The organism is Pseudomonas sp. MB-090624 (genome assembly GCF_003205245.1).
In the GTDB taxonomy this organism is placed as follows: domain Bacteria; phylum Pseudomonadota; class Gammaproteobacteria; order Pseudomonadales; family Pseudomonadaceae; genus Aquipseudomonas; species Aquipseudomonas juntendi.
Genome location: NZ_QJRK01000025.1, coordinates 18,466 through 42,049, shown reverse-complemented (window position 1 = coordinate 42,049; position 23,584 = coordinate 18,466). Strand labels below are relative to the sequence as shown.

21 protein-coding genes are annotated in these 23,584 nt (G+C 65.1%); 14 read left to right on the top strand and 7 right to left on the bottom strand.

Annotation, left to right across the window (positions count from 1 at the left end; all coding sequences use genetic code 11):
- Positions 1 to 103: 103 nt before the first annotated feature.
- Entirely contained in the window at positions 104 to 1,441 is a 1,338-nt protein-coding gene (locus DMX12_RS15345; RefSeq protein WP_110678467.1) for an MFS transporter, read from the top strand.
- A 56-nt stretch (positions 1,442 to 1,497) separates the two neighbouring features.
- Entirely contained in the window at positions 1,498 to 2,238 is a 741-nt protein-coding gene (locus tag DMX12_RS15340; protein WP_110678465.1) for a GntR family transcriptional regulator, read from the top strand.
- On the opposite strand, the gene DMX12_RS15335 is transcribed toward DMX12_RS15340, so the two are convergent.
- Both DMX12_RS15335 and DMX12_RS15330 read right to left on the bottom strand, forming a co-directional pair.
- Positions 2,218 to 3,168: a PDR/VanB family oxidoreductase gene (locus DMX12_RS15335; RefSeq protein WP_110678463.1), complete on the bottom strand. Its 951-nt coding sequence runs from the start codon at positions 3,166 to 3,168 to the stop codon at positions 2,218 to 2,220. The two genes, DMX12_RS15340 and DMX12_RS15335, sit on opposite strands and share 21 nt — an antisense overlap.
- Positions 3,169 to 3,180: 12 nt before the next feature.
- On the bottom strand, positions 3,181 to 4,248 hold the full coding sequence (locus DMX12_RS15330; RefSeq protein WP_110678461.1) for an aromatic ring-hydroxylating dioxygenase subunit alpha: 1,068 nt from the start codon (positions 4,246 to 4,248) through the stop codon (positions 3,181 to 3,183).
- A gap of 204 nt (positions 4,249 to 4,452) precedes the next feature.
- On the opposite strand from DMX12_RS15330, the gene DMX12_RS15325 reads away from it, so the two are divergent.
- From DMX12_RS15325 to DMX12_RS15305, 5 genes are all read left to right on the top strand, one after another.
- Entirely contained in the window at positions 4,453 to 5,121 is a 669-nt protein-coding gene (locus DMX12_RS15325) for an ABC transporter ATP-binding protein (RefSeq protein WP_110678459.1), read from the top strand.
- Positions 5,118 to 7,580, top strand: coding sequence for an FtsX-like permease family protein (locus tag DMX12_RS15320; protein ID WP_110678457.1), 2,463 nt, complete (start codon positions 5,118 to 5,120; stop codon positions 7,578 to 7,580). The genes DMX12_RS15325 and DMX12_RS15320 overlap by 4 nt, the downstream gene beginning before the upstream one ends.
- Positions 7,570 to 8,625 (top strand): lipocalin-like domain-containing protein, encoded by a 1,056-nt coding sequence (locus tag DMX12_RS15315; protein WP_110678455.1) that lies wholly within the window; start codon positions 7,570 to 7,572, stop codon positions 8,623 to 8,625. Before DMX12_RS15320 ends, DMX12_RS15315 begins: the two co-directional genes overlap by 11 nt.
- A gap of 184 nt (positions 8,626 to 8,809) precedes the next feature.
- Positions 8,810 to 10,042 (top strand): ethanolamine utilization protein EutH, encoded by a 1,233-nt coding sequence (gene eutH / locus DMX12_RS15310; RefSeq protein ID WP_110678453.1) that lies wholly within the window; start codon positions 8,810 to 8,812, stop codon positions 10,040 to 10,042.
- A gap of 114 nt (positions 10,043 to 10,156) precedes the next feature.
- The gene (locus DMX12_RS15305; RefSeq protein WP_110678451.1) at positions 10,157 to 10,954 is read left to right on the top strand and encodes a helix-turn-helix transcriptional regulator; all 798 of its coding nucleotides are present in this window, start codon (positions 10,157 to 10,159) and stop codon (positions 10,952 to 10,954) included.
- 90 nt (positions 10,955 to 11,044) lie between these two features.
- Here the strand turns inward: DMX12_RS15305 and DMX12_RS15300 are convergent, their stop codons facing one another.
- From DMX12_RS15300 to DMX12_RS15290, 3 genes are all read right to left on the bottom strand, one after another.
- Positions 11,045 to 12,316 carry a D-arabinono-1,4-lactone oxidase gene (locus DMX12_RS15300; protein ID WP_110678449.1) on the bottom strand — a complete coding sequence of 424 codons (1,272 nt, stop codon included), beginning with the start codon at positions 12,314 to 12,316 and terminating at the stop codon, positions 11,045 to 11,047.
- Between the two features lie 28 nt (positions 12,317 to 12,344).
- Positions 12,345 to 13,112, bottom strand: a complete 768-nt coding sequence (locus DMX12_RS15295; protein ID WP_110678447.1) for an SDR family NAD(P)-dependent oxidoreductase — start codon at positions 13,110 to 13,112, stop codon at positions 12,345 to 12,347.
- Positions 13,113 to 13,247: 135 nt separating this feature from the next.
- Positions 13,248 to 14,120 (bottom strand): LysR family transcriptional regulator, encoded by an 873-nt coding sequence (locus DMX12_RS15290; protein ID WP_110678445.1) that lies wholly within the window; start codon positions 14,118 to 14,120, stop codon positions 13,248 to 13,250.
- A 135-nt stretch (positions 14,121 to 14,255) separates the two neighbouring features.
- On the opposite strand from DMX12_RS15290, the gene DMX12_RS15285 reads away from it, so the two are divergent.
- The 4 genes from DMX12_RS15285 to DMX12_RS15270 all read left to right on the top strand — a co-directional run bounded on the left by DMX12_RS15285 (position 14,256) and on the right by DMX12_RS15270 (position 18,998).
- A complete protein-coding gene (locus tag DMX12_RS15285; protein ID WP_009686515.1) occupies positions 14,256 to 15,377 on the top strand; it encodes a muconate cycloisomerase family protein in 1,122 nt (373 codons plus the stop codon).
- 98 nt (positions 15,378 to 15,475) lie between these two features.
- Positions 15,476 to 15,766, top strand: coding sequence for a muconolactone Delta-isomerase (catC, locus tag DMX12_RS15280; RefSeq protein WP_110678443.1), 291 nt, complete (start codon positions 15,476 to 15,478; stop codon positions 15,764 to 15,766).
- Positions 15,767 to 15,801: 35 nt separating this feature from the next.
- Positions 15,802 to 16,734: a catechol 1,2-dioxygenase gene (gene catA / locus DMX12_RS15275; protein WP_110678441.1), complete on the top strand. Its 933-nt coding sequence runs from the start codon at positions 15,802 to 15,804 to the stop codon at positions 16,732 to 16,734.
- 173 nt (positions 16,735 to 16,907) lie between these two features.
- The gene (locus DMX12_RS15270) at positions 16,908 to 18,998 is read left to right on the top strand and encodes a bifunctional diguanylate cyclase/phosphodiesterase (protein WP_110678440.1); all 2,091 of its coding nucleotides are present in this window, start codon (positions 16,908 to 16,910) and stop codon (positions 18,996 to 18,998) included.
- On the opposite strand, the gene DMX12_RS15265 is transcribed toward DMX12_RS15270, so the two are convergent.
- Together DMX12_RS15265 and DMX12_RS15260 are read right to left on the bottom strand one after the other, a co-directional pair.
- A complete protein-coding gene (locus DMX12_RS15265) occupies positions 18,995 to 19,255 on the bottom strand; it encodes a DUF1652 domain-containing protein (protein WP_009686520.1) in 261 nt (86 codons plus the stop codon). The two genes, DMX12_RS15270 and DMX12_RS15265, sit on opposite strands and share 4 nt — an antisense overlap.
- A gap of 274 nt (positions 19,256 to 19,529) precedes the next feature.
- Positions 19,530 to 20,177: a DUF1345 domain-containing protein gene (locus DMX12_RS15260; RefSeq protein WP_110678438.1), complete on the bottom strand. Its 648-nt coding sequence runs from the start codon at positions 20,175 to 20,177 to the stop codon at positions 19,530 to 19,532.
- Between the two features lie 204 nt (positions 20,178 to 20,381).
- Here DMX12_RS15260 and pgm point away from each other — a divergent pair, with 204 nt between their 5' ends.
- From pgm to DMX12_RS15245, 3 genes are all read left to right on the top strand, one after another.
- The gene (pgm, locus tag DMX12_RS15255) at positions 20,382 to 22,019 is read left to right on the top strand and encodes a phosphoglucomutase (alpha-D-glucose-1,6-bisphosphate-dependent) (protein ID WP_054912736.1); all 1,638 of its coding nucleotides are present in this window, start codon (positions 20,382 to 20,384) and stop codon (positions 22,017 to 22,019) included.
- Positions 22,020 to 22,096: 77 nt separating this feature from the next.
- Positions 22,097 to 22,609, top strand: a complete 513-nt coding sequence (locus DMX12_RS15250) for a sigma-70 family RNA polymerase sigma factor (RefSeq protein ID WP_009686523.1) — start codon at positions 22,097 to 22,099, stop codon at positions 22,607 to 22,609.
- A complete protein-coding gene (locus DMX12_RS15245; protein ID WP_110678436.1) occupies positions 22,606 to 23,550 on the top strand; it encodes a FecR domain-containing protein in 945 nt (314 codons plus the stop codon). Before DMX12_RS15250 ends, DMX12_RS15245 begins: the two co-directional genes overlap by 4 nt.
- Positions 23,551 to 23,584 lie beyond the last annotated feature (34 nt).

Sequence of the window (23,584 nt, the reverse complement as noted above, 5' to 3'; positions counted from 1 at the left end):
CAGTCATGAATGGCTTTTCCAGGGTATGGAACCGTCAGGGTTCCTTGCGCTTTGCCTGCGCGTGCGTTGCCGTTGTGCCACCTGCAAAGCGGCAGGTGGCGCTATGAGTAACAACCTCAAGCAGCGCCTGGACAACGACCCGATGGGGCGCTTTCAGTGCCTGGCCATCGGCATATGCATCCTGCTCAACATGATCGACGGCTTCGACGTGCTGGTCATGGCCTTTACCGCTGCCTCGGTGTCTGCCGAGTGGGACCTCAACGGGGCGCAGGTGGGCTTGCTGCTCAGTGCCGGCTTGTTTGGCATGGCGGCGGGCTCGCTGTTCATCGCACCCTGGGCTGACCGCTTCGGGCGGCGCCCGCTGATCCTGCTGTGCCTGGTGCTGTCGGGGGTCGGCATGCTGCTCTCGGCGTTGAGCCAGAGCCCGATGCAACTGGCCCTGTTGCGTGGGCTGACGGGCCTGGGCATTGGCGGCATCCTGGCCAGCAGCAACGTCATTGCCAGCGAATATGCCAGCAAACGCTGGCGCGGCCTGGCGGTCAGCCTGCAGTCCACCGGCTATGCCCTGGGGGCAACGCTGGGCGGTTTGCTGGCGGTGTGGCTGCTGGGGCAGTGGGGTTGGCGGTCGGTGTTTCTGTTCGGCGGTATCGTCACCGTTTGCGTGTTACCGCTGGTCTGGTTGTGGTTGCCGGAGTCGCTGGACTTTCTGCTGGCACGCCGGCCCGCCAACGCCCTGGTGCGGGTCAATCGCTTGGCGGCAAGGCTAGGCCACCCGGCACTGGCGCAGCTGCCAGCGCTTGCGGCCAGGGTGCCGGGCAGTGCCAGCGGTTTCCGGCAACTGTTGGCGCCGGCCATGCGCCGGACCACGCTGGTGATCTGGCTGCTGTTCTTCCTGGTCATGTTCGGTTTCTACTTCGTCATGAGCTGGACCCCGAAGCTGCTGGTGGCGGCCGGGCTGTCCGCGCAGCAAGGCATTACGGGCGGTGTTCTGTTGAGCGTGGGCGGCATCCTCGGCGCGGCGCTGATCGGCGGGCTGGCTTCGCGCTGGCCGCTTACCCGCGTGCTGGCGCTGTTCATGCTGACCACTGCGGCGCTGCTGGTGCTGTTCGTGGCCAACGGCACCTCGGCTAGCGCGGCATTGGCCCTGGGCCTGTTGATCGGGCTGTTCGCCAACGGCTGCGTGGCCGGCTTGTATGCCTTGTCGCCGGTGGTCTACGACCCATCGGTGCGCGCCACCGGCGTGGGGTGGGGCATCGGCATCGGGCGTATGGGCGCCATTGTGTCGCCCACCGTGGCGGGTGTGCTGCTCGATGGCGGCTGGCAGCCGCTGCACTTGTATGGGGTGTTTGCCAGTGTGTTCGTGCTGGCGGCGGGGTGCCTGCTACTGCTGCGCGCACCCAGGCCGGCCCCAGTGGCGGCCAGCGATGCGCTGAGCCACTGACTACTCGAGCCCGGCATGCGCTAAGATGCCGGCTCGTTTCCCTGGAAGTTGCCTGGATGAGCAAGCCCGGTCAAATGGTGCTGGTCGCGTTGCGCAAGATGATCGCCTCAGGCGAGCTGGCGGCCGGCGAGCGCCTGATGGAAGTTCCCACTGCCGAACTGTTCGGCGTTTCACGCATGCCGGTGCGCATGGCCTTTCGCACGCTCGAACAGGAAGGCCTGCTGGTCCGCTTCGGCGGCCGGGGCTTTCAAGTGCGTTCGGTGAGCGCCGATGACATTGCCGGTGCAGTCGAGGTGCGCGGTGTGCTCGAAGGCCTGGCCGCCCGCCAGGCTGCCGAGCGCGGCTTGGCCGCGCCAGCTCGTGCGGCACTGCAGCAGTGCCTGATAGAGGGCGACCAGCTGTTCGGCAAGGGCTTCGTGACCGAAGAAGACCTGCAGGCCTACCACGATCTGAACATGCGCTTTCACCAAGTGATCATCGAAGCCAGCCACAACCCGGCCATTGCCGTGGCGCTGGCGCGCAACGACCACCTGCCATTCGCCTCGGTCACGGCGCTGGCGATAGACCGCCACGACCTGGCCCGTGAATACCGGCGCTTCAACTTCGCCCACATGCAGCACCATGCCGTGTTCGATGCGCTGGTCAACCGCCAGGGTGCCCGCGCCGAAGCGATCATGCGCGAGCATGCCAATGCAACCTTGCGCTATGCCGAAACCTTCGGCGCAAACGCCTCGGGCACCGGCATGCAGGTGATCCTCCCCAGCGCGCTGGCCGCTTCAGATATCCAGCACCAGTAACGGTGTTTTCGCGCGCGAGCAGCAAGGCGTGAACTGATCGTTGAGGGCTTGTTCCTCTTCGGTCAGGAACAGGTCGCGGTGGTCTGGCGTGCCCTGCAGTACGCGGGTCAGGCACGTGCCGCAAATACCTTGCTCGCACGACATGGCGATCTCGATGCCGTTTTGCTCCAGTACCTGTACCACGGTCTGGTCGGCTGGCACCTCGAACACTTGGCCGGTGCTGTTGACCTGTACCGAGAAGCTGCCGTCGTTGCTGGCGTCCACGGGTGCGGCTGCAAAATATTCGCGGTGCAGGTTGGCCTCCTGCCAGCCCAGCTCCCTGGCGCTGCCCAGCACATGCTGCATGAACCCGCCCGGCCCGCACACATACAGGTGCACGTCAGCTTGCGGGTTGCCCAGCACCTGGCGAGCGTCCAGCGCCGTTTCCGGCTGCTGGTCAAAATGCACGAACAAGCGGTCGGCAAAGGGCGCGTTGCGGATACGCTCGACGAATGCGGCACGCTCACTGGAGCGGGCGCAGTAGTGCAGCTCGAAATCGTGGCCACTGTGGGCCAACTGCTCGGCCATGCACAGGATCGGGGTAATGCCGATGCCGCCGGCAAACAGCAGGCTGCGCCGCGCCCCATCGGCCAGCGGGAACAGGTTGCGCGGTGCACTGATCTGCAGCCGCGCGCCGACCTGCACCTGCTCGTGCAGGCTGCGTGAGCCGCCCCGCGAAGCCGGGTCATGGAGTACGCCGATCAGGTAGCGGTGGCGCTCTTGCGGGTGGTTGCACAGCGAATACTGGCGCACCAGGCCATCGGGCAGGTGCACGTCAATGTGGGCCCCGGCGCTGAATGCCGGCAGCAGGCTGCCATCTGCCGAGGCCAGTTCGAAACTGCAGATACCCTGCGCTTCATCGTTACGGGATACCACGATGGCATCGATCATGTCGGTGGCTCCTCAGGCAGGGGTGGCGCTGGTGGCGATCAGTTGCGGCTGTGCTGCACGCTCTTTGGCGATGACCCGCTCCAGCACCTTGCGCGATTGCACGCCACCGGCATCGATGTTCAGCTTCAGCAGGTTGCGCCCAGGGTTGGCCAGCAGGTTCTGTTGCTGGCGCTCGAGCATTTCCAGGTCCTCGCTGAAAATCTTGCCCTGGCCCTCGCGGATGTCGGCGGTCAGGTTCTGGTCGTGCGCGGCAAAATTGCGCGCCATGCCCCAGAAGTACCAGATCGAGGTCTCGCTTTCCGGGGTGATGAAGTCGACCACGATGCTCGCGGCCTTGTGCTGCGCTGCAGCGTGGTAGCCACCCTTGCCGGCATGTGCCACACCCACTTCGATCAGGACGTGACTGGGTGGGGTGAAGCGGCAGATCTGCCAGCGGTCCACCGGCACATCGTCGGCCAGGCCGTTGCCGCGCAGGGCCATGCGCCAGAAGGGCGGGGCCATGATGTTTTCCATGTGCCGGGCGGTGACCACCTCGTCGCCGGTGACGGTGGTGACGGGCGGGGCTTCGTCGATTTCCTTCTGGCCGATGCTGGAGGCATGCACGTAGGTTTCGTGGGTCAGGTCCATGAGGTTGTCGATCATCAGGCGATAGTCGCAGCCAATGTGGAACAGCCCTCCGCCGTAGGCCCACTCTTCATTGTCTGCCCATTCCAGGTGCGGGATAAGCGCTGGGTCGGCTTGCGCCTGGTCGCCAGGCCAGACCCAGATGAAACCATGGCGCTCCACAACGGCAAACGCCTTGTTGCATGGAAAGCCGCGAACCCGCTGGCCAGGCATCGACACCGTCTTGCCGTCGCAGCCCATGACCAGGCCGTGATAGCCGCAGACCAGATTGCCGTCCTCCACGTAGCCCAGGGATAACGGCGCGCCTCGGTGCGGGCAGAAGTCCTCGACAGCGGCTACACGGTTCTGCTGGCCACGGTAAAAGACGATTTTTTCGCCGCAGATCTGTCGGCCCAAGGGCTTGTCGGCAATTTCGTCGGGGGTGCAGGCAACGTACCAGGTGTTTTTCGGGTACATGAAGGCTCTCCAGGTTTTGTTTTTGTTTAATGGATCCATTAGAGCCATATGCCCGTCCGTGGTCAATCTGCATTTACGCAATTAGTAGTGCTATTTGTGCGATTATCGAATCGCCTGTGGATCCATTGATGGGCGCGTCTCTCCTATGTGTCCGTGACCTGCTATTACTGGATAGTCACCCGATACCCCAAGGCCCCCCCCCCGATGCTGGCCATCGAAAACCTGCACAAATCATTTGCCACCCCCCAAGGGCCGTTGCCGGTGTTGCAGGGCGTCGACCTGTGCCTGCCGCGCGGCAGCAGCCTGGCCTTGATGGGCGAGTCTGGCAGTGGCAAGAGCACCTTGCTGCACCTGGTGGCCGGCCTGGACCGTGCCGACAGCGGGCGCATCCTGATTGACGGCAGTGCCCTGGACAGCCGCTCGGAGGCGTCCCTGGCACTGTGGCGGCGACAGGAGATTGGCCTGGTGTTCCAGCAGTACAACCTGATCAGCAGCCTGGACGTGGGCAGCAACCTGGCATTCCAGGCCCGGCTGGCCAACCGGCACGACCCCGAATGGGGCGCCCACCTGGCTCAACGCCTGGGCCTGGCTGACCTGCTCGGGCGTTACCCTGAACAACTGTCGGGCGGCCAGCAGCAACGCGTGGCCATCGGCCGCGCATTGGCTGGGCGCCCGGCCTGGTTATTGGCTGACGAACCCACCGGCAGCCTTGACGAAGCCACCAGCGACGAAGTGCTGAGCCTGTTGCTGCAACTGGTCAGCGAGGCTGGCAGTGGCCTGCTGATGGTCACCCACAGCCCCCGGCTGGCGGCGCGGCTGCAGCAACGTTGCTACCTGCAGGGTGGCCGTGTGCGCAGCGGGCAGGGCGCATGAGGCTGCTGTCGCTGGCCCTGTTGGCTTTGCTCAGCCACTGGCGGCGCCACCGCGTGCAGTTTTTCAGCATCTTCACCGGGCTGTGGCTGGCCACGGCGCTATGGACCGGGGTGCAGGCCTTGAACAGCCAGGCACGCAGCGACTACGCCAGGGCCAGTGCGGTACTGGCCGGGCCACTGCAGACGCAACTGCTGCCACGCCACGGCGAACGCTTTGACCAGGCGCTGTACGTGCAACTGCGCAGGCTGGGTTGGGCGGTGTCGCCGGTGCTGGAGGGGCGCCTGCGCCTGCCAGGCGAGCCCGGGCGCAGTGTGCGCCTGATCGGCATCGAGCCATTGAGCCTGCCGGCGGCCAGCAGTATCGCCGGGGTGCAGCCCCAGGCGTTCGACCTGCAGGCGTTCATCGGCGTGCCCGGGCAGGCCTGGGTCGGGCCAGACACCTTGCGCCTGTTGAACATGACCGCAGGGCAGGTGGCCCACGACCGCGATGGGCAACCGCTGCCACCGTTGCTGGTGCAAGCCGAGCTGGCCCCCGGGGTGATCGTGGTCGATATCGGCCACGCGCAGGCCTTGCTGCAGGCACCGCGGCAGTTGTCACGCCTGCTGGTAGCGGCAAGCCCGGGGCCTTTGCCTGCCGACATTGCGGCTGACCTTGTCGTGCAACCCCGGCAGGATGATGGCGGTTTGCAGCGCCTGACCGACAGCTTCCACCTCAACCTCACTGCGCTAGGCCTGTTGGCCTTCGTCGTCGGCCTGTTCATTGCCCATGCCGCGATTGGCCTGGCATTGGAACAGCGGCGCGGGCTGATTCGCAACCTGCGCGCCTGTGGTGTCAGCCTGGCTACCCTGCTGTGTGCCCTGGGGCTGGAGCTGGGGCTGTTCGCAGTGCTCGGCGGGCTGGCCGGGGTTGCCAGTGGCTATGCGCTGGCGGCCTGGTTGCTGCCCGATGTCGCCGCCAGCCTGCGCGGGCTGTATGGCGCGCAGGTCGCAGGCACGTTGAACCTGCCTGCGCAGTGGTGGTTGTGGGGCGTGCTGGTGAGCGTAATCGGTGCACTGCTGGCCGGGCTGGGCAGCATCCTGCGCGCCGCACGCTTACCCTTGCTGGCGTTGGCGCAGCCGCAAGCATGGCGCCTGGCACAGGGGCCGTGGCTGAGGCGTCAGGCTTGGGTGGCGGGCCTGTTGCTGGTGCTGGCGTCAGCTTGTGGGGTGTTCGGTGACAGCCTGCCCAGCGCCTTCGGTATGCTGGCGGCGCTGTTGCTGGGGGCGGCTTTAGCGTTGCCAGCCTCGCTCGACAGGGTGCTGGCCTGGTTGGCGCGCCGTTGTCAGCGGCCGTTGGCCCAGTGGTTCGTTGCCGACAGCCGCCAGCAGTTGCCTGCCTTGAGCCTGGCGCTGATGGCGTTGCTGCTGGCGCTGGCCGCCAGCGTGGGCGTGGGCAGCATGACCGAGGGCTTTCGCAAGACCTTTGTCGGCTGGCTGGACCAGCGCTTGTCCGCCGACCTGTACGTGAGCCCAAGCGATACCGCGCAAGGCCTGCAGATAGCCCAGTGGCTGGGGCAGCAACCTGCCGTGCGGGTGGTTCTGCCTGGCTGGCGCGTCGAAACGCAGGTGCAAGGCTGGCCGGTCCAGGTGCAGGGCATTGTCGACCACCCCGTTTATCACAGCCGGTGGCCGTTGCTGGAACAGCAGCCGCAGGCCTGGCAGCTATTGGCCCAGGGGCAGGCCGTGATGCTCAGTGAGCAGCTGGCGCGGCGGTTGCGTTTGCACCTGGGGGACCACCTGAAGCTGCCCACGGACCCGTCTCGCGGCTTGCTCGTCGTTGGCCTGTACGCCGACTATGGCAACCCCAAGGGCCAAATGCTGGTGAATGCCCAATCGCTGCGCGCGCATTGGCCGGATGCTGCGTTGACGGGCTTGAGCGTCGACCTGCTCGACCCCCAGGGGGCCGCCTTGAAAACCGCGTTGCAACAACGCTTTCACCTCGACGACAGTCGGGTCGTGCAGCAGGCGCAGTTGAAGCGGTGGTCGACCGAGGTATTCAACCGCACCTTCGCCGCCACCGCCGCGCTCAACAGCCTGACCCTGGGCGTGGCCGGTGTGGCGCTGTTCATCAACCTGCTGACCTTGGGCCAATCCCGTCTGCGCCAGCTGGCGCCGCTATGGGCCCTGGGGGTACAACGTACCCAACTGGTGTGGCTGAGCCTTGGCCAGGCACTGCTGCTCAGCAGCCTCACCGTGCTGTTGGCGCTGCCGTTGGGCCTGTTGCTGGCCTGGTGCCTGGTCGCGGTGGTGAATGTTCAGGCATTCGGCTGGCGTTTGCCGCTGCATGTGTTCCCCGCCCAGTTGCTGCAACTGGCCCTGCTGGGCCTGCTCACCAGCCTGTTGGCCAGCGCCTGGCCACTCTGGCAACTGGCCCGGCGTCAGCCGCGCGAACTGTTGAGGCCGTTTGCCGATGAAACGTAAAGCCTGGCTGTTGCTCTGCAGCCTGTTGTGCGGCTGTGATCAGCCGGCACCGCAAAGCTATGCCGGCCTCGGCCAGCCGGCAGGCGGGTTCAGCCAGGTCACCCGCGGCCATCGCCTGGAATTCCCACGGGACCATGCGGCCCACGATGGTTTCCGCATCGAGTGGTGGTACGTCACCGCCAACCTCAAAGACACCCAAGGGCGTGACTGGGGCGCGCAGTGGACGCTGTTCCGCTCGGCCCTGCGCCCCGGCCCGGAGACCGGCGATTGGCAGAGCCCGAACCTGTGGATGGGCCACGCCGCGTTGACCGGCCCCGGCGGCCATCGGTCAGCTGAAACCCTGGCCCGTGGCGGGATTGGCCAGGCGGGTGTGCAGGCCCAGCCGTTTCGGGCGTGGATCGACGATTGGTCGCTGCAGGGGCCGGGCGGTATCGACAACCTGCGCATGACGGCCGCTGGCAAAGGTTTTCGCTACGACCTGCAGTTGCGCAGCGAGCGGCCTCTGGTGCTGCACGGCCAGCAGGGCTACAGCGAAAAGTCGGGCAAGGGCCAGGCTTCTTACTACTACAGCCAGCCGTTCTACCGGGTGCGCGGCGAGGTCGAGCGCGACGGCCTGTGCATCGCGGTGACTGGCCAGGCCTGGCTGGACCGGGAATGGAGCAGCCAGCCGCTGGCTGCCGGGCAAACGGGCTGGGACTGGTTCTCGCTGCACCTGGACAGCGGCGCCAAGCTGATGCTGTTCCAGGTGCGCGAAGCGCACGGGGAGGCGTATCGCGCCGGCACCTGGATCGACCCGCAGGGCCAGGGGCTAGCGCTGCTGCCGGCACAGATCCGCTTGCAGCCGCTGGCCTGGGCCCCACAGGGCAATGGCAAGCAGCTGCCGACCCGATGGCGGGTGCAGGTGCCTGAGCACGGGGTGGATGTGCAGGTCGATGCTGTTCAGCCGCAGGCGTGGATGCAGACGCGCTTCCCGTATTGGGAAGGGCCGGTGCGTTTGAGCGGCAGTGCCGGTGGCCGTGGGTACCTGGAAATGACCGGGTATTAAGCATTTCGAACCGGGCACGGCACTCTCTTTTGCAGGGGCATATACCTCCCGGTATATGGACAGCCCACCCCCCGCCGCTTAGCTTGAATGCTCGACGGGGCACGCCTTGCTCAGCATAAAAACAACGATGCCCCTGTGACCTTTCAGACCTGCCAACCCCACAACTCCAAAAATGAGGCGGCAAATGGAAAGCATCGGTACCTATGTCATCTACGTGATCATGGTGTGTGCGGTACTGGGTGCATTGGCATCCATCTATAACCCCGAAGGCGAGCTGGGCCAGGAGTTCATCGCCGGGCTGCACAGCATCGGCCCGATCTTCATCCCGGTCGCTGGCATCATGGCCGCGATCCCGTACATTTCAGCCGGCATCAGCCAGGTGATCGCGCCGCTGTTCCAGTTGATGGGCGCCGACCCTGGCACCGCGGGGCCTATCTTCATCGCCTCGGACATGGGCGGCTACCAGTTGGCCAAGGCTTTGGCGCAAAGCCCGGAAGGCTGGATCCTCGGCCTGATCACCGGGTTCCAGAGTGGTTCGACGATCATTTTCGTCATCCCGGTCGGGTTGGCCATGCTGCGCAAGGTCGATCACAAGTACATGGCACTGGGCATCATGGCTGGGCTGCTGGCCATTCCCTTGAGCATCATGATCATCGCCATGGCCATGCAGGGACTGGACCTGGGGGTGCGCCCGGATATCGCAACCACCGGTGCCGCCACCCAGGCCTTGCATTTTTCCTGGGCGATGCTGCTGCGCAACCTGATGCCCTTGATCCTGTTCTGCATTGCCCTGGCGGCGGCGCTGCGTTACTGCCCGGCACTGATGGTGTACCTGTTCCTCAAGCTCGGGCAGTTCATGTACATCGCGGTGGTGCTGGTACTGGTGGCGTCGATCGTGCAGTACTTCACCGGGCTGTTCAGCCATGTATTCGGCAGTTGGGGCTTCGCGCCGATCATCGCCGATGCCGATGACCAGTTCCGCGCCCTGGAGATTGCCGGCTACGTCGGCCTGATGCTGTGCGGGGCATTCCCCATGGTGCATTTGCTCAAGCGCTTTCTGGCGCGGCCGATCGAGCGCGTGGCATCGCGCTTCGGCATGTCTGGGGTCGGGGCTGCGGGTGTGCTGGCGGCTTCGGCCAATTTCCTCGCCATGTTCCGCCTGGTCAGCGAGATGCCGCCCAAGGACAAGGTGTTGGTGATTGCCTTTTCGGTGTGCGCGGCCTTCACCTTCGGCGACCACATGGCCTTCTCGGCAAACTTCCAGCCCTCGCTGATCCTGCCGCTGATGATTGGCAAGCTCAGTGGCGGCCTGATTGCCATGCTGCTGGCCAGTTGGCTGGCCGTGCCCAAGGCGCAGGAAATGGGGCGCCAGGACGACGCCGCAGGCGCCTTCGCGGTGGCGCCCGAGCCGTCCTGAGCGCAAAGCGTCGTGCATTTGATCCGGAGCGCCCAGGGCGCCCCGGATTTTGTGCTTTTGGCTGGCCAAGGCGGTAAGGTCATGAGGCTTTGGTGCATGAGAGCGTGGTGAACAATGACAAAAGACGAAGCGAACGGGCTGGCTGCGCTGATCGAAGCGATCGGCAGCGAACACTTCGGGCCGGCGCTGGACAAGGTGATAGGCGACAAGCTGGCGTTCGACATGAGCTGCGCGTACCTGTTCCAGTTCAACCAGCCGGCCGTGCTGGTGCATAACGGCTACAACCACAGCGTCAGCGAGCGCACCCTGAACGCCTATGTGCGCGGCGGTTACTTGCTGGACCCGTTTTATGTGGCCTGCGTCAACGAGCACCCAGCCGGGCTGTGGCGCATGAGTGAACTGGCGCCTGACTGCTTCTTCTCTTCAGGTTTCGCCATCTCCCGTGATATCCACCCTTGCGTGGCCTCCGGCTACGGCACGGCAGTGGAAGAGGTGGGGTTCATCATGCCGCTGAAGCCCCAGGTGGCCATGGTCTATTCGCTGATGCGCCATCAGCGCAGTGGGGACTTCAGCGCGGCCGAAATGGCGCTGCTGGCGGACCTGGCGCCATTGCTGGCCGCGCTGTTTGGCCAGCACTGTCGGCTGCGCTTTGCCGAGTGCCTGCGGGCATCGCCGGAAGGCGCCGTGCTGGAGGATGCCTTCGTGGAAATCCTGCAGGGGCAGTTGACCGAGACCCAGCGTTTGATCGCCAAGCTGTTGCTGCAAGGGCACAGCAACGCCTCGATTGCCCGGCAGTTGAATATCTCGGAGGGGACGGTGAAGGTGCACAAGCACAACATCTACCAGCGGCTGGACATTTCCACCAACGCCGAACTGTTTCGCCTGTTCATCGATTATCTGGCCAAGGCATAGCACCGCGTTGCCGGCAGTGGGCCGCTGCGCGGCCCGTACGCGGTGCAAGCCCGCCCCGGCACGTTGCCAGGTGCGCCAGGAGCGGGGTGCTTATTTGAACAGCGGGCTGAGGTGTTCGCTCAGGTAGGTGCCCTGCGGGTCCAACTGCCGGCGCAGCTTGCGGAAGTCCTCGGCACGCGGGTAGATGGCGCTAACATCCTCGCCCGTCAGGAAATGCAACTTGCCCCAATGCGGCCGGGCGCCATACGACCGCAGGATCTGGTCCACCGCGCGCAAGTAGTCCCAGTAATCGGTGCCCGGCTCGCCGGAAACCGAAATGGTCACGCTGTCCTGTTCGAAGAACGGGCTCATCCAGGCGCCGTCACCTGCCGTGAACCGGTACTCGATGGGGTAGATGGCTTGCGGGAAGTCTTCCAGCATCAGCTTGCGCACTGCCCGCAGGGCTTCCTTGCTGTGGCGCAGCGGCACGGCGTACTCCAGTTCATGGAAATTGGGCAGGTACTCGATCGGGTACACATCCGAGCTGTACGCGACCTTCTCGAATGCGCTTTCCCAGGCGGGGCGATCCGTAATGTCCATGACCTTGACTTCGCACACGTCGGTGGTGCGCCCGCTGCTACTGGTGGCCGCGGTGTCGGGCAGGCAATAGCAGTGCCGGCTCTGCTCGGTGGGGCACCAGAAGAAACTGAAATGGCGATGCTTGCGCGCCAGTTCGTCGTGCCTGTCCATCACGCTCTCGAAGTCTTCGCGCCAAATGCGCTCGTGCAGGTTGAAGCTGTCGGTCACCTGCAAGGTCAGTTCGCTGACGATGCCCAGTACACCCAGGGAAACGCGGCCCGCCTGCAGCAGGTCAGGGGTGCTTTCATCGACGACGAGAATGTCGCCGTTGGGCTGCACCAGCTTCATGCCCACTATCGACGAGGCCAGGTTGCCCAGGGTAAGGCCTGTGCCGTGAGTACCGGTGGTGAGTGCCCCGGCAATCGACTGGCTGTCGATGTCGCCCTGGTTGACCATCGACAGGCCAGCCGCCCGCAGGGCCTTGCCGAAGGCATTGATGGTGGTGCCGGCAGCGGCGGTGACGCGCTTTCTGGCGTGGTCGACATGGCGTACGCCGCTCATGTTGGCCAGCGTCAGGTGCAGGCCATTGGTCAGCGCTACCGGGGTGAACGAATGCCCGGAACCGGCCACCCGAACGTTCATGCCGTTGCGGCTGGCCTGGTTGACCAGCGTGCACAGTTCGTCTTCGCTGGCCGGCGCCCCGCGTGCCGCGCGAATGCAGGACTGGTTACCGGCCCAGTTGCGCCAGTGCGCGTGGTCCAGGCCGAATTCGTTGATGTGCATGTTGTTGGAGGAAGTGCTCACGTCATTCTCCTGCTTGGCGTGCTTGAGGTCAGACCGCGGTGTAGCCGTTATCCGCGAACAGGTGCGCGCCGTTGACGAAACTGGCGTCGTCACTGGCCAGGAACAAGGCGGCGCTGGCCACCTCGGCGGGTTGGCACAGGCGCCCCTGGGCGGCCGCGATGGCCTGTTCGCTGACGTCCACACCGTGCTTGCGCAGCATGTCGATTTCCCGCAGGCCGTGGGCTGTGGCAATGAAACCCGGGCAAATGGCATTGGCGCGGATACCGCGGTCACGGAACTCCACGGCAATGGCCCGGGCGAACATATGGGTGGCGCCCTTGCTGGTGCAATACAGGACTTCCATCGGCGTGCCGACCACGGCCGATATGGAGGAGGTACACACGATGCTGCCGCCGCCGGCTGCGAGCATGCCCGGCAGCACCGCACGGGTGACCAGGAACATGCTTTTCACGTTCACGGCCATGATCCGGTCCCATTCTTCTTCGCTGGTGTCGAGGAAGGGGACAGCCGAAAGGATGCCGGCGTGGTTCATCAATACGGTGATGTGGCCGAAGGCTGCCTCCACGGTGGCGACAGCGGCCTTGACTTGCTGTGCGTCCGACACATCGGCTGCGGCGAAAACCGCTTGGTGGCCAGCTTCGCGCAGTTGTCGCGCAACCGCTGCGCCGTCGCTGCCGGGCAGGTCGATAATGCCGACCCGCGCCCCCTCTGCCGCGAACAGTTGCGAGGCGGCCAGCCCGCAGCCACCCGCGCCACCCGTGATCAGCGCTACCTTGCCGTTTAGACGTCCCGCCATGTTCGACTCCCGAAGATCTTTGTTGAAGTGTTTGTTGCCCGGGCGTTTCGCGATTCGCGTGGCCGAGCATGAAACAGATCAAAGGGAACATCCATATACCGATGGGTATACGGGGGCGGGCTGCACGCAGTGGGCTCAGCCAGCCTGTCGTGCGAGCAAGGCCAGGCAACGCTGCACCATCGGGCTGATATCCCCCTGGCGGCGGCTGAGAATGATCGGGCTGACCGCGCTGCTGTCCAGCAGGCCCACGTATTCAATGTCGGTGCGGTGCTGCTGCTGCACCGATGCCGGCACCAGGGTGATACCGACACCTACTGCCACCAGGCCGATCGCTGTCTGCAACTCATTGGCCCACTGGCTGACCCGGATGCTCATGCCGTGCTGGGCAAACAGCGCCAGCACATGGTCGGCATAACTGGGCCGGGGGTTGGCCGGGTAAAGGATGAACGCCTCCGCCGCCAGTTGCGCCAGGCTCAATGGGCTGCCAGACAGCGGGTGGCCCTTGGGTAGCACCGCTACCAGTGGGTCCTCGCACAATACCTGCTGCTCAATGGCCGGGTCGTCGATGCGGATGCGGCCAAAGGCAATGTCGATACGCCCGCTTTTCAGGGCTTGCACCTGCTGCAGCGTGGTCATTTCGCTCAGGCCCAGCTCCAGGTCGCTGTCCTGGCGCAGCTCGCGGATCAAGTCGGGCAGCACGGTGTACAGGGTGGAGGGGGCAAAACCGATGCCCAGCCACTGGCGCTGGCCCTGGCCGATACGCCGGGTGTTGTCGTTGATGCTCTGCAACTGCTGCAGCACGGTGCAGGTTTGCTCATAGAAAAAACGGCCTGCATCGGTCAGCCGCAGCGGGCGTTCGCGCGCGACCAACAGGGTGCCGAGCTCGTCTTCGAGCTGGCTGATCTGCCGGCTCAGCGGTGGCTGGGCAATGTGCAGCAGCTCAGCGGCGCGGGTGAAGTTCAAGGTTTCTGCCAGGACCTTGAAGTAGCGCAGGTGGCGTAGCTCCATCAGACCTCCAGGGTATGGTGAGAGATTCATATGATATTGGACGCTGCGCAGGGTCTCGCGCAATCTTCGCACAAGCAAGCACATGCACCATTCGGGCTGGCCTTCGCCCGCCCGACCTGACGAGACCTGGCAACAATGACAAGCGCGCTGATTGAACGTATCGAGGCAGTCATCGTCGACCTGCCCACCATTCGCCCGCACAAGCTGGCGATGCACACCCTGCAGCAGCAGACCCTGGTGGTATTGCGCGTGCGCTGCAGCGATGGCGTGGAAGGCCTGGGCGAGGCCACCACCATTGGCGGCCTGGCCTATGGCTACGAAAGCCCCGAGGGTATCAAGGCCAACATCGACGCATACCTGGCCCCGGCGCTGCTCGGCCTGCCGGCAGACAACATCAACGCGGCCATGCTCAAGCTGGACAAATTGGCCAAAGGCAACACCTTTGCCAAGTCCGGGCTCGAAAGCGCGTTGCTCGACGCCCAGGGCAAGCGCCTGGGCCTGCCGGTCAGCGAACTGCTGGGTGGCCGTGTACGCGACAGCCTGGAGGTGGCCTGGACCCTGGCCAGCGGCGACACCGCGCGTGATATCGCCGAAGCCCAGCACATGCTGGAAATACGCCGCCACCGGGTGTTCAAGCTGAAGATCGGTGCCAACCCGGTGGACCAGGACCTCAGGCATGTGGTGGCGATCAAGCGCGAACTGGGCGACAGCGCCAGCGTGCGGGTCGACGTCAACCAGTACTGGGACGAGTCCCAGGCGCTGCGGGCATGCCAGGTGCTGGGCGACAACGGCATCGACCTGATCGAGCAGCCGATTTCGCGCATCAACCGCGCTGGCCAGGTGCGCCTGAACCAGCGCAGCCCGGCCCCGATCATGGCCGATGAGTCGATCGAAAGCGTCGAAGACGCCTTCAGCCTGGCTGCCGACGGCGCCGCCAGCATCTTCGCCTTGAAAATCGCCAAGAACGGTGGCCCCCGCGCTGTGCTGCGCACCGCGCAGATCGCCGAGGCTGCCGGCATCGCCCTGTACGGCGGCACCATGCTGGAAGGCTCGATAGGCACGCTGGCCTCGGCCCATGCCTTCCTCACCCTGCGCCAGCTGACCTGGGGTACCGAATTGTTCGGGCCATTGTTGCTGACCGAGGAAATCGTCAACGAGCCGCCGCAGTATCGCGATTTCCACTTGCACATAGCGCGCACCCCCGGGCTGGGGCTGACCCTGGACGAAACGCGCCTGGCGCGCTTCGCCAGGCGCTGAGCTGCAGGCTACAGGAGCACGCGCACACCCCGGCGGGGAGCCCACTTGGGCAAAGCCCTGCCAGCTTTTGAAGCTGACGCAAGAAAGGAGAAACCTGCATGCTGTTCCACGTGAAGATGACGGTGAAACTGCCGGTCGACATGAGCCCGGCCACCGCTGCGCAGCTCAAGGCCGATGAAAAAGCGTTGGCCCAGCGGCTGCAGCGCGAAGGCACCTGGCGCCACTTGTGGCGCATTGCCGGGCACTACGCCAACTACAGCGTGTTCGATGTGCCTAGCGTCGAGGCCCTGCACGACACCCTGATGCAGTTGCCGCTGTTCCCGTACATGGACATCGAGATTGACGGCTTGTGCCGGCACCCCTCGTCGGTCCACAGCGACGACCGCTGATTGCTGCTGAACAAGAACAATACGAGGTGAGTACGATGACCGTGAACATTTCCCACACTGCTGACATCCAGGCGTTCTTCGACAAGGTCGCCGGGCTGGACCATGCCGAAGGCAACCCGCGTTTCAAGAAGATCATCCGCCGCGTGCTGCAGGACACTGCACGCCTGATCGAAGACCTGGAGGTCAGCGAGGATGAGTTCTGGCACGCCATCGACTACCTCAACCGCTTGGGCGGCCGTAACGAGGCAGGACTGTTGGCCGCCGGCCTGGGCATCGAGCACTTCCTCGACTTGCTGCAGGATGCCAAGGATGCCGAGGCCGGCCTGGGCGGGGGCACCCCGCGCACCATCGAAGGGCCGCTGTACGTTGCCGGTGCCCCGCTGGCAGAAGGGGAGGCGCGCATGGATGACGGCACCGACCCCGGGGTGGTGATGTTCCTGCACGGCCAGGTCTTTGCTGCCGACGGCCGGCCGTTGGCGGGCGCGACCGTCGACCTGTGGCACGCCAACACCCAAGGCACGTACTCGTACTTCGATTCGAGCCAGTCTGCGTACAACCTGCGCCGCCGCATCGTCACCGATGCCGAGGGCCGCTACCGGGCGCGCTCGATCGTGCCGTCGGGCTACGGCTGCGACCCACAGGGGCCTACCCAGGAGTGCCTGGACCAGCTCGGTCGTCACGGCCAGCGCCCGGCGCACGTGCACTTCTTCATTTCGGCACCTGGGCACCGGCACCTGACCACCCAGATCAATTTTGCTGGCGACCGGTACCTGTGGGATGACTTCGCCTATGCCACCCGCGACGGGTTGATCGGCGAGCTGCGCTTTGTCGAGGATGCCGCGGCAGCGCATGACCGTGGCGTGCAGGGTGGGCGCTTTGCCGAGCTGGCCTTCGACTTCCACCTGCAGGCGGCGACGGCGCCGCAAGCCGAGGAACGCAGCCACCGCCCGCGCGCCTTGCAAGGTTAGCCGCAAACACCCGCAAAGCCGGTGCCACCCGCCGCGGCATCGGCTCCGTTGGCAAACCCGCTACGGGCTTTTTTGGATCCATTCCCATTCGCAAAAACCCCGTGCGTTTCGCCAAAGCTTGAGTACAATCGTCAGCTTTTTCCGGGACTCCCGTCCCAGTGCTGGAAACCCCCATGCTGACCGGTAGCTACTCCTCTTCGCTGGTGTTGATTTCGCTGTGCGTGGCGATCCTGGCGTCCTATACCGCCCTTGACCTGGCCGGCCGCATCGCCACGGCCAAGGGCCGGGCTGCCCACTTGTGGATGTTCGGTGGCGCACTGGCCATGGGGATGGGCGTCTGGTCCATGCACTTCGTGGGCATGCTCGCCTTCAGTCTGCCCATCGACCTGGGGTATGACCTGGGCCTGACCGCGTTCTCGCTGTTGATCGCCGTGCTTTCATCGGGCTTTGCCTTGTGGCTGGTCAGCCAGCCAAGCCTGCCAGGGCCGCAATTGGCGTTTGGCGCGCTGATCATGGGTGCAGGCATTGCCTGCATGCACTACACCGGCATGGCGGCGATGCGCATGCTGCCAGGCATCGATTATGACCCGACACTGTTCGGCGCCTCGCTGCTGATCGCTGTCGGTGCCTCGGCGGCGGCATTGTGGATCGCCTTCCGCCTGCGTGCGCACACTCCCTATGTGCGGCAGATTCGCGGCCTGGCAGCAGTGGTAATGGGCTTGGCCATCGTGGGCATGCACTACACCGGCATGGCAGCGGCGAACTTCCCGGATGGCAGCTTCTGCGGGGCGCTGGCGGGCGGTGGCCTGCAAGGCGATGGCCTGGTCTACCTGGTGCTTATCACCACCTTGTCAGTGTTGGCGGTAGCCTTGTTGACCTCGGTGCTGGACGCGCGCCTGGAGGTGCGCACCGCAGAGCTGGCCCGTTCGCTGACCTTGGCCAACCAGGAACTGACCCAGCTGGCCCTGCACGACACCCTCACAGACCTGCCCAACCGCACCCTGCTGGCCGACCGCATCGAGCAGGCGATTGCCAGGGTGGCGGAGCAGGGCGGCTGTTTTGCCCTGATGTTTATCGACCTGGACGGTTTCAAACCGGTCAACGATGCGTTTGGCCACCACATTGGCGACCTGCTGCTCAAGGCCGTGGCCGCCCGCCTGCGCGGCCACCTGCACAGCCAGGACACCCTGGCACGGATCGGTGGCGATGAGTTCGTGCTGCTGGTGCAGTTGCAGGAACCCGACGATGCCATGGACGTGGCGGTCAAGCAGGTCAACCTGGTGTCACGGCCATTCCGGGTGGCCGAGCACGACCTGCAGCTGTCGGCCAGCCTGGGTATCGTCCTCTACCCGGGCAATGGCCAGGACCAGCACGAGCTGCTGCGCAATGCCGACGCGGCCATGTACCACGCCAAGAGCGCCGGCAAGAATGGCTACAGGTTCTTCGACGTGTCGATGAACAGCAACGCCCGCCAGCAGTTGCAGCTGCTGCAGGACTTGCGCCAGGCCGTGGCGCAGCGCCAGTTCCGCTTGCACTACCAGCCCAAGTTCGACGCCCAGGCTTGCCAGCCCATCGGTGCCGAAGCCTTGTTGCGCTGGGAGCACCCGCAGCAGGGGTTGCTGATGCCTGACCGCTTCATCGCGCTGGCAGAAAAAACCGGCCTGATCATCCCGATTGGCGAATGGGTGCTCAACGAAGCCTGCCGGCAGATGCGTCTCTGGCTGGACCAAGGCCATCATCAGTGGCGCATGGCGGTCAACCTGTCGGCTATCCAGTTCAGCCATTGCGGGTTGGTCGACAGCGTGGCCCAGGCCTTGCAGCACAATGGCCTGCCAGCCAACTGCCTGACCCTGGAAATTACCGAAACCACCGCCATGCATGACGCCGATGCCAGCCTCACAGTGCTGCAGCGCTTGTCCGACATGGGCGTGGACCTGTCGATTGATGATTTCGGTACCGGTTATTCCAGCCTGATGTACCTCAAGCGCCTGCCCGCCAACGAATTGAAGATCGACCGCGGCTTTGTGCGTGAACTGGAACAGGACAGCGATGACGCCGCGATCGTGTCGGCGATTGTCGCGCTAGGCCAGGCACTGGGGCTGCGAATCGTCGCCGAAGGGGTAGAAACTGACCGGCAGCAGGCGTTTCTGACCCGCCTGGGCTGTGACTCGCTGCAGGGCTACCTGTTGGGGCAACTCGTACCGGCCGAGCAATTTCTGAGCAAGCTGCAAGCGATGGGCCCGGGGGCCCTGGCAGCCGGTTAACCGGCGTCGCGCAAGGTAAAGGCGGGGGCGAAGGCATCCATCTCGGCCTCGACGGCCTCGATGATGCGTTCGACATCGGCGGCGGCCATGATTGCCGCACACGGGATGCCGGCAATCGCCAGCACGGTTTCTCCGGTGGCCCGGTCGAACAACCGCGCGACCATGCTGCGTGGCGCATCCATGCTGGCCTCGAAGCCCAGCGGGTGGAAATGCCAGCGCATCACCTGGCAGGCGTTGGGGAACGTCATCTTGTTCATGCCAGCCTCCTGGTCCGTGCCTGGACGTAGTGGGCGGGTGGCCACATCGATGCGGCCGCCGGGTAAGTAAACATAGCACCTGCAATGCGCGATTCTCAGCGGCGAACATGACAAATGTACTGTTGCATGACCACGGTCACACCTGTGGTCCCGCTGGTGCAATGCCAAAGCCCTCGGGGCAAACGTTTTCGCCTGCTGGATGCACGCCCCGGCGCACCTTTTATGCGGGTTGCACTGTCGGCCCTGGCCCCAGGCTTTCAGACGAACGGCGTGCTCAACCCAGCAAACCGGCCGCGATGTTGATGGTGAACCCCAGGATTGCCGTGTTGAACACGAACCCCACCAATGAATGCGCCAGCACTACCCGGCGCAAGCCACGCCCGGCCACCCCCACGTCGGAGGTCTGCACGGCCACGCTGATGGTGAACGAGAAGTAGTGGAAGTCCCAGTAGTCGGGGTTGCGTTCGCCATCGGCAAATCGCAGGGGGGGTTCATGCTGCCGCCCGGTGTAGAACAACCGCGCATAGTGCAGGCTGAAGATGCAACCGATCATCAACCAGGACCCCGCCACCGTCAGGCCGGTGTACAGGTAGTGCAGGGCCTGGGCGCTGCCCTGCAGGCCGCGGCTGGACACCAGTTGCAGCGTCACTGCGGCCAGGCTGGCGATGGCGGCAATGCACACCGTCAGCAGCACCAGGCCGGCATTTTCATCTTCGATGCGGGCCACCTGGCGGACTTTCTCCGGGTTGGCGCTGCAGCTCAGGGACAGCACCAGCAGCAGATACAGCCAGACCCCCAGGTTCCAGCCAGCGAGGATATGCTGCACGCTGTCGCCAGCGGGTATCAGCCAGCCGCCCAGCAGGCCGACCACGGCGGCGATGCTCAGGCGGGGGTGTGTACGGGTCAGGCGGTGGAAAGCCATGGAGCCTCTTTCTCGATCGATATGGCTATCACTCTAGCCTGTCGTGGCCAACCCGGTGGCAGGTCACCGGGCGCTTCAGGCCGGCAGCGGCAGGGTGGCCTGCGGCAACGCCGGTGTTGTTTGCTGGCGCCCATCGCACACCCTTGCAACTCTCAGTACACTGCACGTTCCAACACCAACATCTGTTGAACTCGAGGTTTTTGCATGAAGCTCAGTCCTTTGGCAGGCAAGCCGGCACCAGCCAGCGTGCTGGTCGATATTCCCCGGCTGCTCACCGCCTACTACACCGGCCGCCCAGACGCCGCCGTGGCGGCCCAGCGGGTGGCCTTCGGCACCTCGGGGCACCGTGGCACTTCGCTTGAATTGAGTTTCAACGAGTACCACGTCCTGGCCATCACCCAGGCGATCTGCCTGTACCGCCAGGAAAAAGGCATCGATGGCCCGCTGTTCATCGGCGCCGACACTCACGCCCTGTCGGCCCCAGCCGCCGCCAGCGCCCTGGAAGTGCTGGCCGCCAACGGCGTGCAGGTCATGCTGTCCAAGGATGACGAATACACGCCAACCCCGGCCGTGTCGCACGCCATCCTCTGCCATAACCGTGGCCGTACCCAGGGCCTGGCCGACGGCATCGTCATCACCCCGTCGCACAACCCGCCGCAAAGCGGTGGCTTCAAGTACAACCCGCCCAATGGCGGCCCGGCCGACAGCGACGTGACCAAGTGGATCGAAGCCAAGGCCAACGACTTGCTGGCGGCCAACCTGGCCGGCGTCAAGCGCATGGACCATGCCCAGGCCCTGCAGGCGGCCACCACCCAGCGCCATGACTACGTCAGCCACTATGTGGCCGACCTGGAAAACGTCATCGACTTCGACGTCATCCGTGCTGCCAAGCTGCGCCTGGGCGTAGACCCCCTGGGTGGGGCAGGGGTGCGTTACTGGTCGGCGATCGCCAAGCATTACCAACTCGACCTGGAAGTGGTGAATACCGAGGTCGACCCGACCTTCCGCTTCATGACCGTCGACTGGGATGGCCAGATCCGCATGGACCCATCCTCGCCGTATGCGATGCAGGGCCTGATCGGCCTGCGCGACCGCTTCGACGTGGCGTTCGCCTGCGACCCGGACCACGATCGCCATGGCATCGTCACGGCCGATGGCCTGCTGCAGCCGAACAACTACCTGGCCGTGGCCATCGATTACCTGTACCGCCATCGCCCGCAATGGCGCAGCGATGCCGCCGTGGGCAAGACCGTGGTGTCCAGCGGCCTGATCGATCGGGTTACCCAGCGCTTGGGCCGCGAGCTGTATGAAGTGCCGGTGGGCTTCAAGTTCTTTGCCCAAGGCCTGTTCGACGGCACACTCGGTTTTGGTGGCGAAGAAAGTGCAGGGGCATCGTTCCTGCGCCGCGATGGCTCGGTGTGGGCCACCGACAAGGACGGCCTGATCCCCGCGCTGCTGGCTGCCGAGATGACCGCCCGTACCGGGCGCAACCCGAGCCAGGCCTATGCCGACCTGACCGAGGCACTGGGCAAACCGTATGCCACCCGCGTCGAGGCCAAGGCCGATGCGCGGCAGAAGGCGCTGCTGAGCAAGCTGGCACCGGAGCAGGTGAAATCCACCGAGCTGGCCGGTGAGCCGATCGTGCAGATCCTCAGCCACGCCCCGGGTAATGGCCAGGCGATTGGCGGGCTGAAGGTGATGACTGCCAACGGTTGGTTCGCCGCACGCCCGTCAGGCACCGAAGACATCTACAAGATCTACGCCGAAAGCTTCATCGACGAGGCCCACCTGCAGCGCCTGGTGCAGGAAGCGCAGGTGCTGGTGGACGCTGCCATCGCCTGACCGGCAACAAAGCACTTGGAACTGCGGCGCGATGTAAATTAGAATTAATCCTATTTACGCCGCCGCAGGGCCTTCCCATGATCGACGCCGCGCCGCCACAAGAGCCTAGCCTGCCTGCCCTGTACCGGGAGCATCGCAGCTGGCTGGAAAGCTGGCTGCGCCGGCGCATGGGCAATGCCTGGGATGCCGCCGACCTCAGCCAGGATACGTTCCTGCGGGTGCTGGCCAGTGCTCAGCCGCTGGCAGACATCCGCGAGCCACGCGCCTACCTGCTTACCGTGGGCAAGCGCCTGCTCAGCAACTTCCACCAGCGTCGCAGCCTGGAGCAGGCCTACATGGATGCCTTGGCGCAGTTGCCTGAACAGCATGTACCGTCGCCCGAGCAGCGCTGGATCGTGCTGGAAACCCTGCAAGCACTGGATGAACTGCTCGACGGCCTGAAGCCGCCGGTGCGCAGGGCGTTTCTCTGGAGCCAGCTGGAAGGCCTGGGCTATGCCGAAATCGGCAAGCGGCTGGGTGTGTGCGAGCGCTCGGTCAAACGTTACATGGCGCAGGCTTACGAGCATTGCCTGTTGGCCGATCTGCAATGACCCAACCTAGCGCCGAAACCCGCGAGGCCGTGCGTGCCGCTGCCCGTTGGCTGGCACTGCTGGATTCCGGCGACGCCAGCGACAAGGACCTGCAGCGGCTCGCGCAATGGCGCGCCAGCAGCAGCCTGCATGAGCAGGCGTGGCACAAGGCAGCCTTGTTGCGCGCGCGCTTCTCCGGGCTGCCAGGGGCGTTGGCAATGGCCACGCTGGACCGCCCGGATGCCGGCCGACGGGCGCTGCTCAAGCGCGCCCTGGGCGTGGCGGCGGTGCTGCCGGCGGCGTGGCTGGCAAGCCGTGAGCTGCCCTTGGATGCCTGGGCGGCCGACCTGCGTACCGCGGTGGGGGAGCAGCGCCAGGTACTGTTGAGCGACGGGACGTTCCTGCAGTTGAATACCGACAGCGCGGTCGATCTCGACCTCGGTGCACGGCGCCTGACCTTGCTGCGCGGGGAGGTTGCCGTAAAGGTGCCTGCGCATCTGCAACTGGCCTTGCACGTGCCCGAGGGCCAGGTGCTGCTAGGCGATGCCGAGGTGTGCTTGCGCCTGTTGGGCGACGCCTGCCGGGTGTCGGTGCTCAACGGCAGGGCCCAGCTTCAGCCGGCCCATGGCCCGGCACGCACGCTGCTGGCAGGGCAGCAGGCCAGCTTGCAGGCAACTGGCGTCGGCGCGGTCAGCGGGCTGGACCCTTGGCGGCTGGGCTGGCGCGAAGGGATGCTGCGGCTGGACGACCGGCCGCTGGGCGAACTGTTGCACGAGCTGCGTCGCTACCGCCCCGGGGTGCTGCGCTGGGCGCCCGCGCTGGAGCGGCTGCGCGTCACCGGCACCTTCCGCCTTGACGACACCGACCGGGTGCTGGCCTTGCTGGCTGCAAGCCTGCCGTTGCAGGTGCAGTCACGCACCCGTTACTGGGTCAGTTTGTCTGCGCGAGAAAATCGTGCATGAGGCTGTCCCCTTTTTTTCACTCGCCGGTCATTAC

Excerpts from the sequence above, each read along its gene's own strand:
- DMX12_RS15345 (WP_110678467.1), top strand. The coding sequence starts at position 104 with ATGAGTAACAACCTCAAGCAGCGCCTGGACAACGACCCGATGGGGCGC.
- DMX12_RS15340 (WP_110678465.1), top strand. The coding sequence starts at position 1,498 with ATGAGCAAGCCCGGTCAAATGGTGCTGGTCGCGTTGCGCAAGATGATC.
- DMX12_RS15335 (WP_110678463.1), bottom strand. The coding sequence starts at position 3,168 with ATGATCGATGCCATCGTGGTATCCCGTAACGATGAAGCGCAGGGTATC.
- DMX12_RS15330 (WP_110678461.1), bottom strand. The coding sequence starts at position 4,248 with ATGTACCCGAAAAACACCTGGTACGTTGCCTGCACCCCCGACGAAATT.
- DMX12_RS15325 (WP_110678459.1), top strand. The coding sequence starts at position 4,453 with ATGCTGGCCATCGAAAACCTGCACAAATCATTTGCCACCCCCCAAGGG.
- DMX12_RS15320 (WP_110678457.1), top strand. The coding sequence starts at position 5,118 with ATGAGGCTGCTGTCGCTGGCCCTGTTGGCTTTGCTCAGCCACTGGCGG.
- DMX12_RS15315 (WP_110678455.1), top strand. The coding sequence starts at position 7,570 with ATGAAACGTAAAGCCTGGCTGTTGCTCTGCAGCCTGTTGTGCGGCTGT.
- eutH (WP_110678453.1), top strand. The coding sequence starts at position 8,810 with ATGGAAAGCATCGGTACCTATGTCATCTACGTGATCATGGTGTGTGCG.
- DMX12_RS15305 (WP_110678451.1), top strand. The coding sequence starts at position 10,157 with ATGACAAAAGACGAAGCGAACGGGCTGGCTGCGCTGATCGAAGCGATC.
- DMX12_RS15295 (WP_110678447.1), bottom strand. The coding sequence starts at position 13,112 with ATGGCGGGACGTCTAAACGGCAAGGTAGCGCTGATCACGGGTGGCGCG.
- DMX12_RS15290 (WP_110678445.1), bottom strand. The coding sequence starts at position 14,120 with ATGGAGCTACGCCACCTGCGCTACTTCAAGGTCCTGGCAGAAACCTTG.
- DMX12_RS15285 (WP_009686515.1), top strand. The coding sequence starts at position 14,256 with ATGACAAGCGCGCTGATTGAACGTATCGAGGCAGTCATCGTCGACCTG.
- catC (WP_110678443.1), top strand. The coding sequence starts at position 15,476 with ATGCTGTTCCACGTGAAGATGACGGTGAAACTGCCGGTCGACATGAGC.
- catA (WP_110678441.1), top strand. The coding sequence starts at position 15,802 with ATGACCGTGAACATTTCCCACACTGCTGACATCCAGGCGTTCTTCGAC.
- DMX12_RS15270 (WP_110678440.1), top strand. The coding sequence starts at position 16,908 with ATGCTGACCGGTAGCTACTCCTCTTCGCTGGTGTTGATTTCGCTGTGC.
- DMX12_RS15265 (WP_009686520.1), bottom strand. The coding sequence starts at position 19,255 with ATGAACAAGATGACGTTCCCCAACGCCTGCCAGGTGATGCGCTGGCAT.
- DMX12_RS15260 (WP_110678438.1), bottom strand. The coding sequence starts at position 20,177 with ATGGCTTTCCACCGCCTGACCCGTACACACCCCCGCCTGAGCATCGCC.
- pgm (WP_054912736.1), top strand. The coding sequence starts at position 20,382 with ATGAAGCTCAGTCCTTTGGCAGGCAAGCCGGCACCAGCCAGCGTGCTG.
- DMX12_RS15250 (WP_009686523.1), top strand. The coding sequence starts at position 22,097 with ATGATCGACGCCGCGCCGCCACAAGAGCCTAGCCTGCCTGCCCTGTAC.
- DMX12_RS15245 (WP_110678436.1), top strand. The coding sequence starts at position 22,606 with ATGACCCAACCTAGCGCCGAAACCCGCGAGGCCGTGCGTGCCGCTGCC.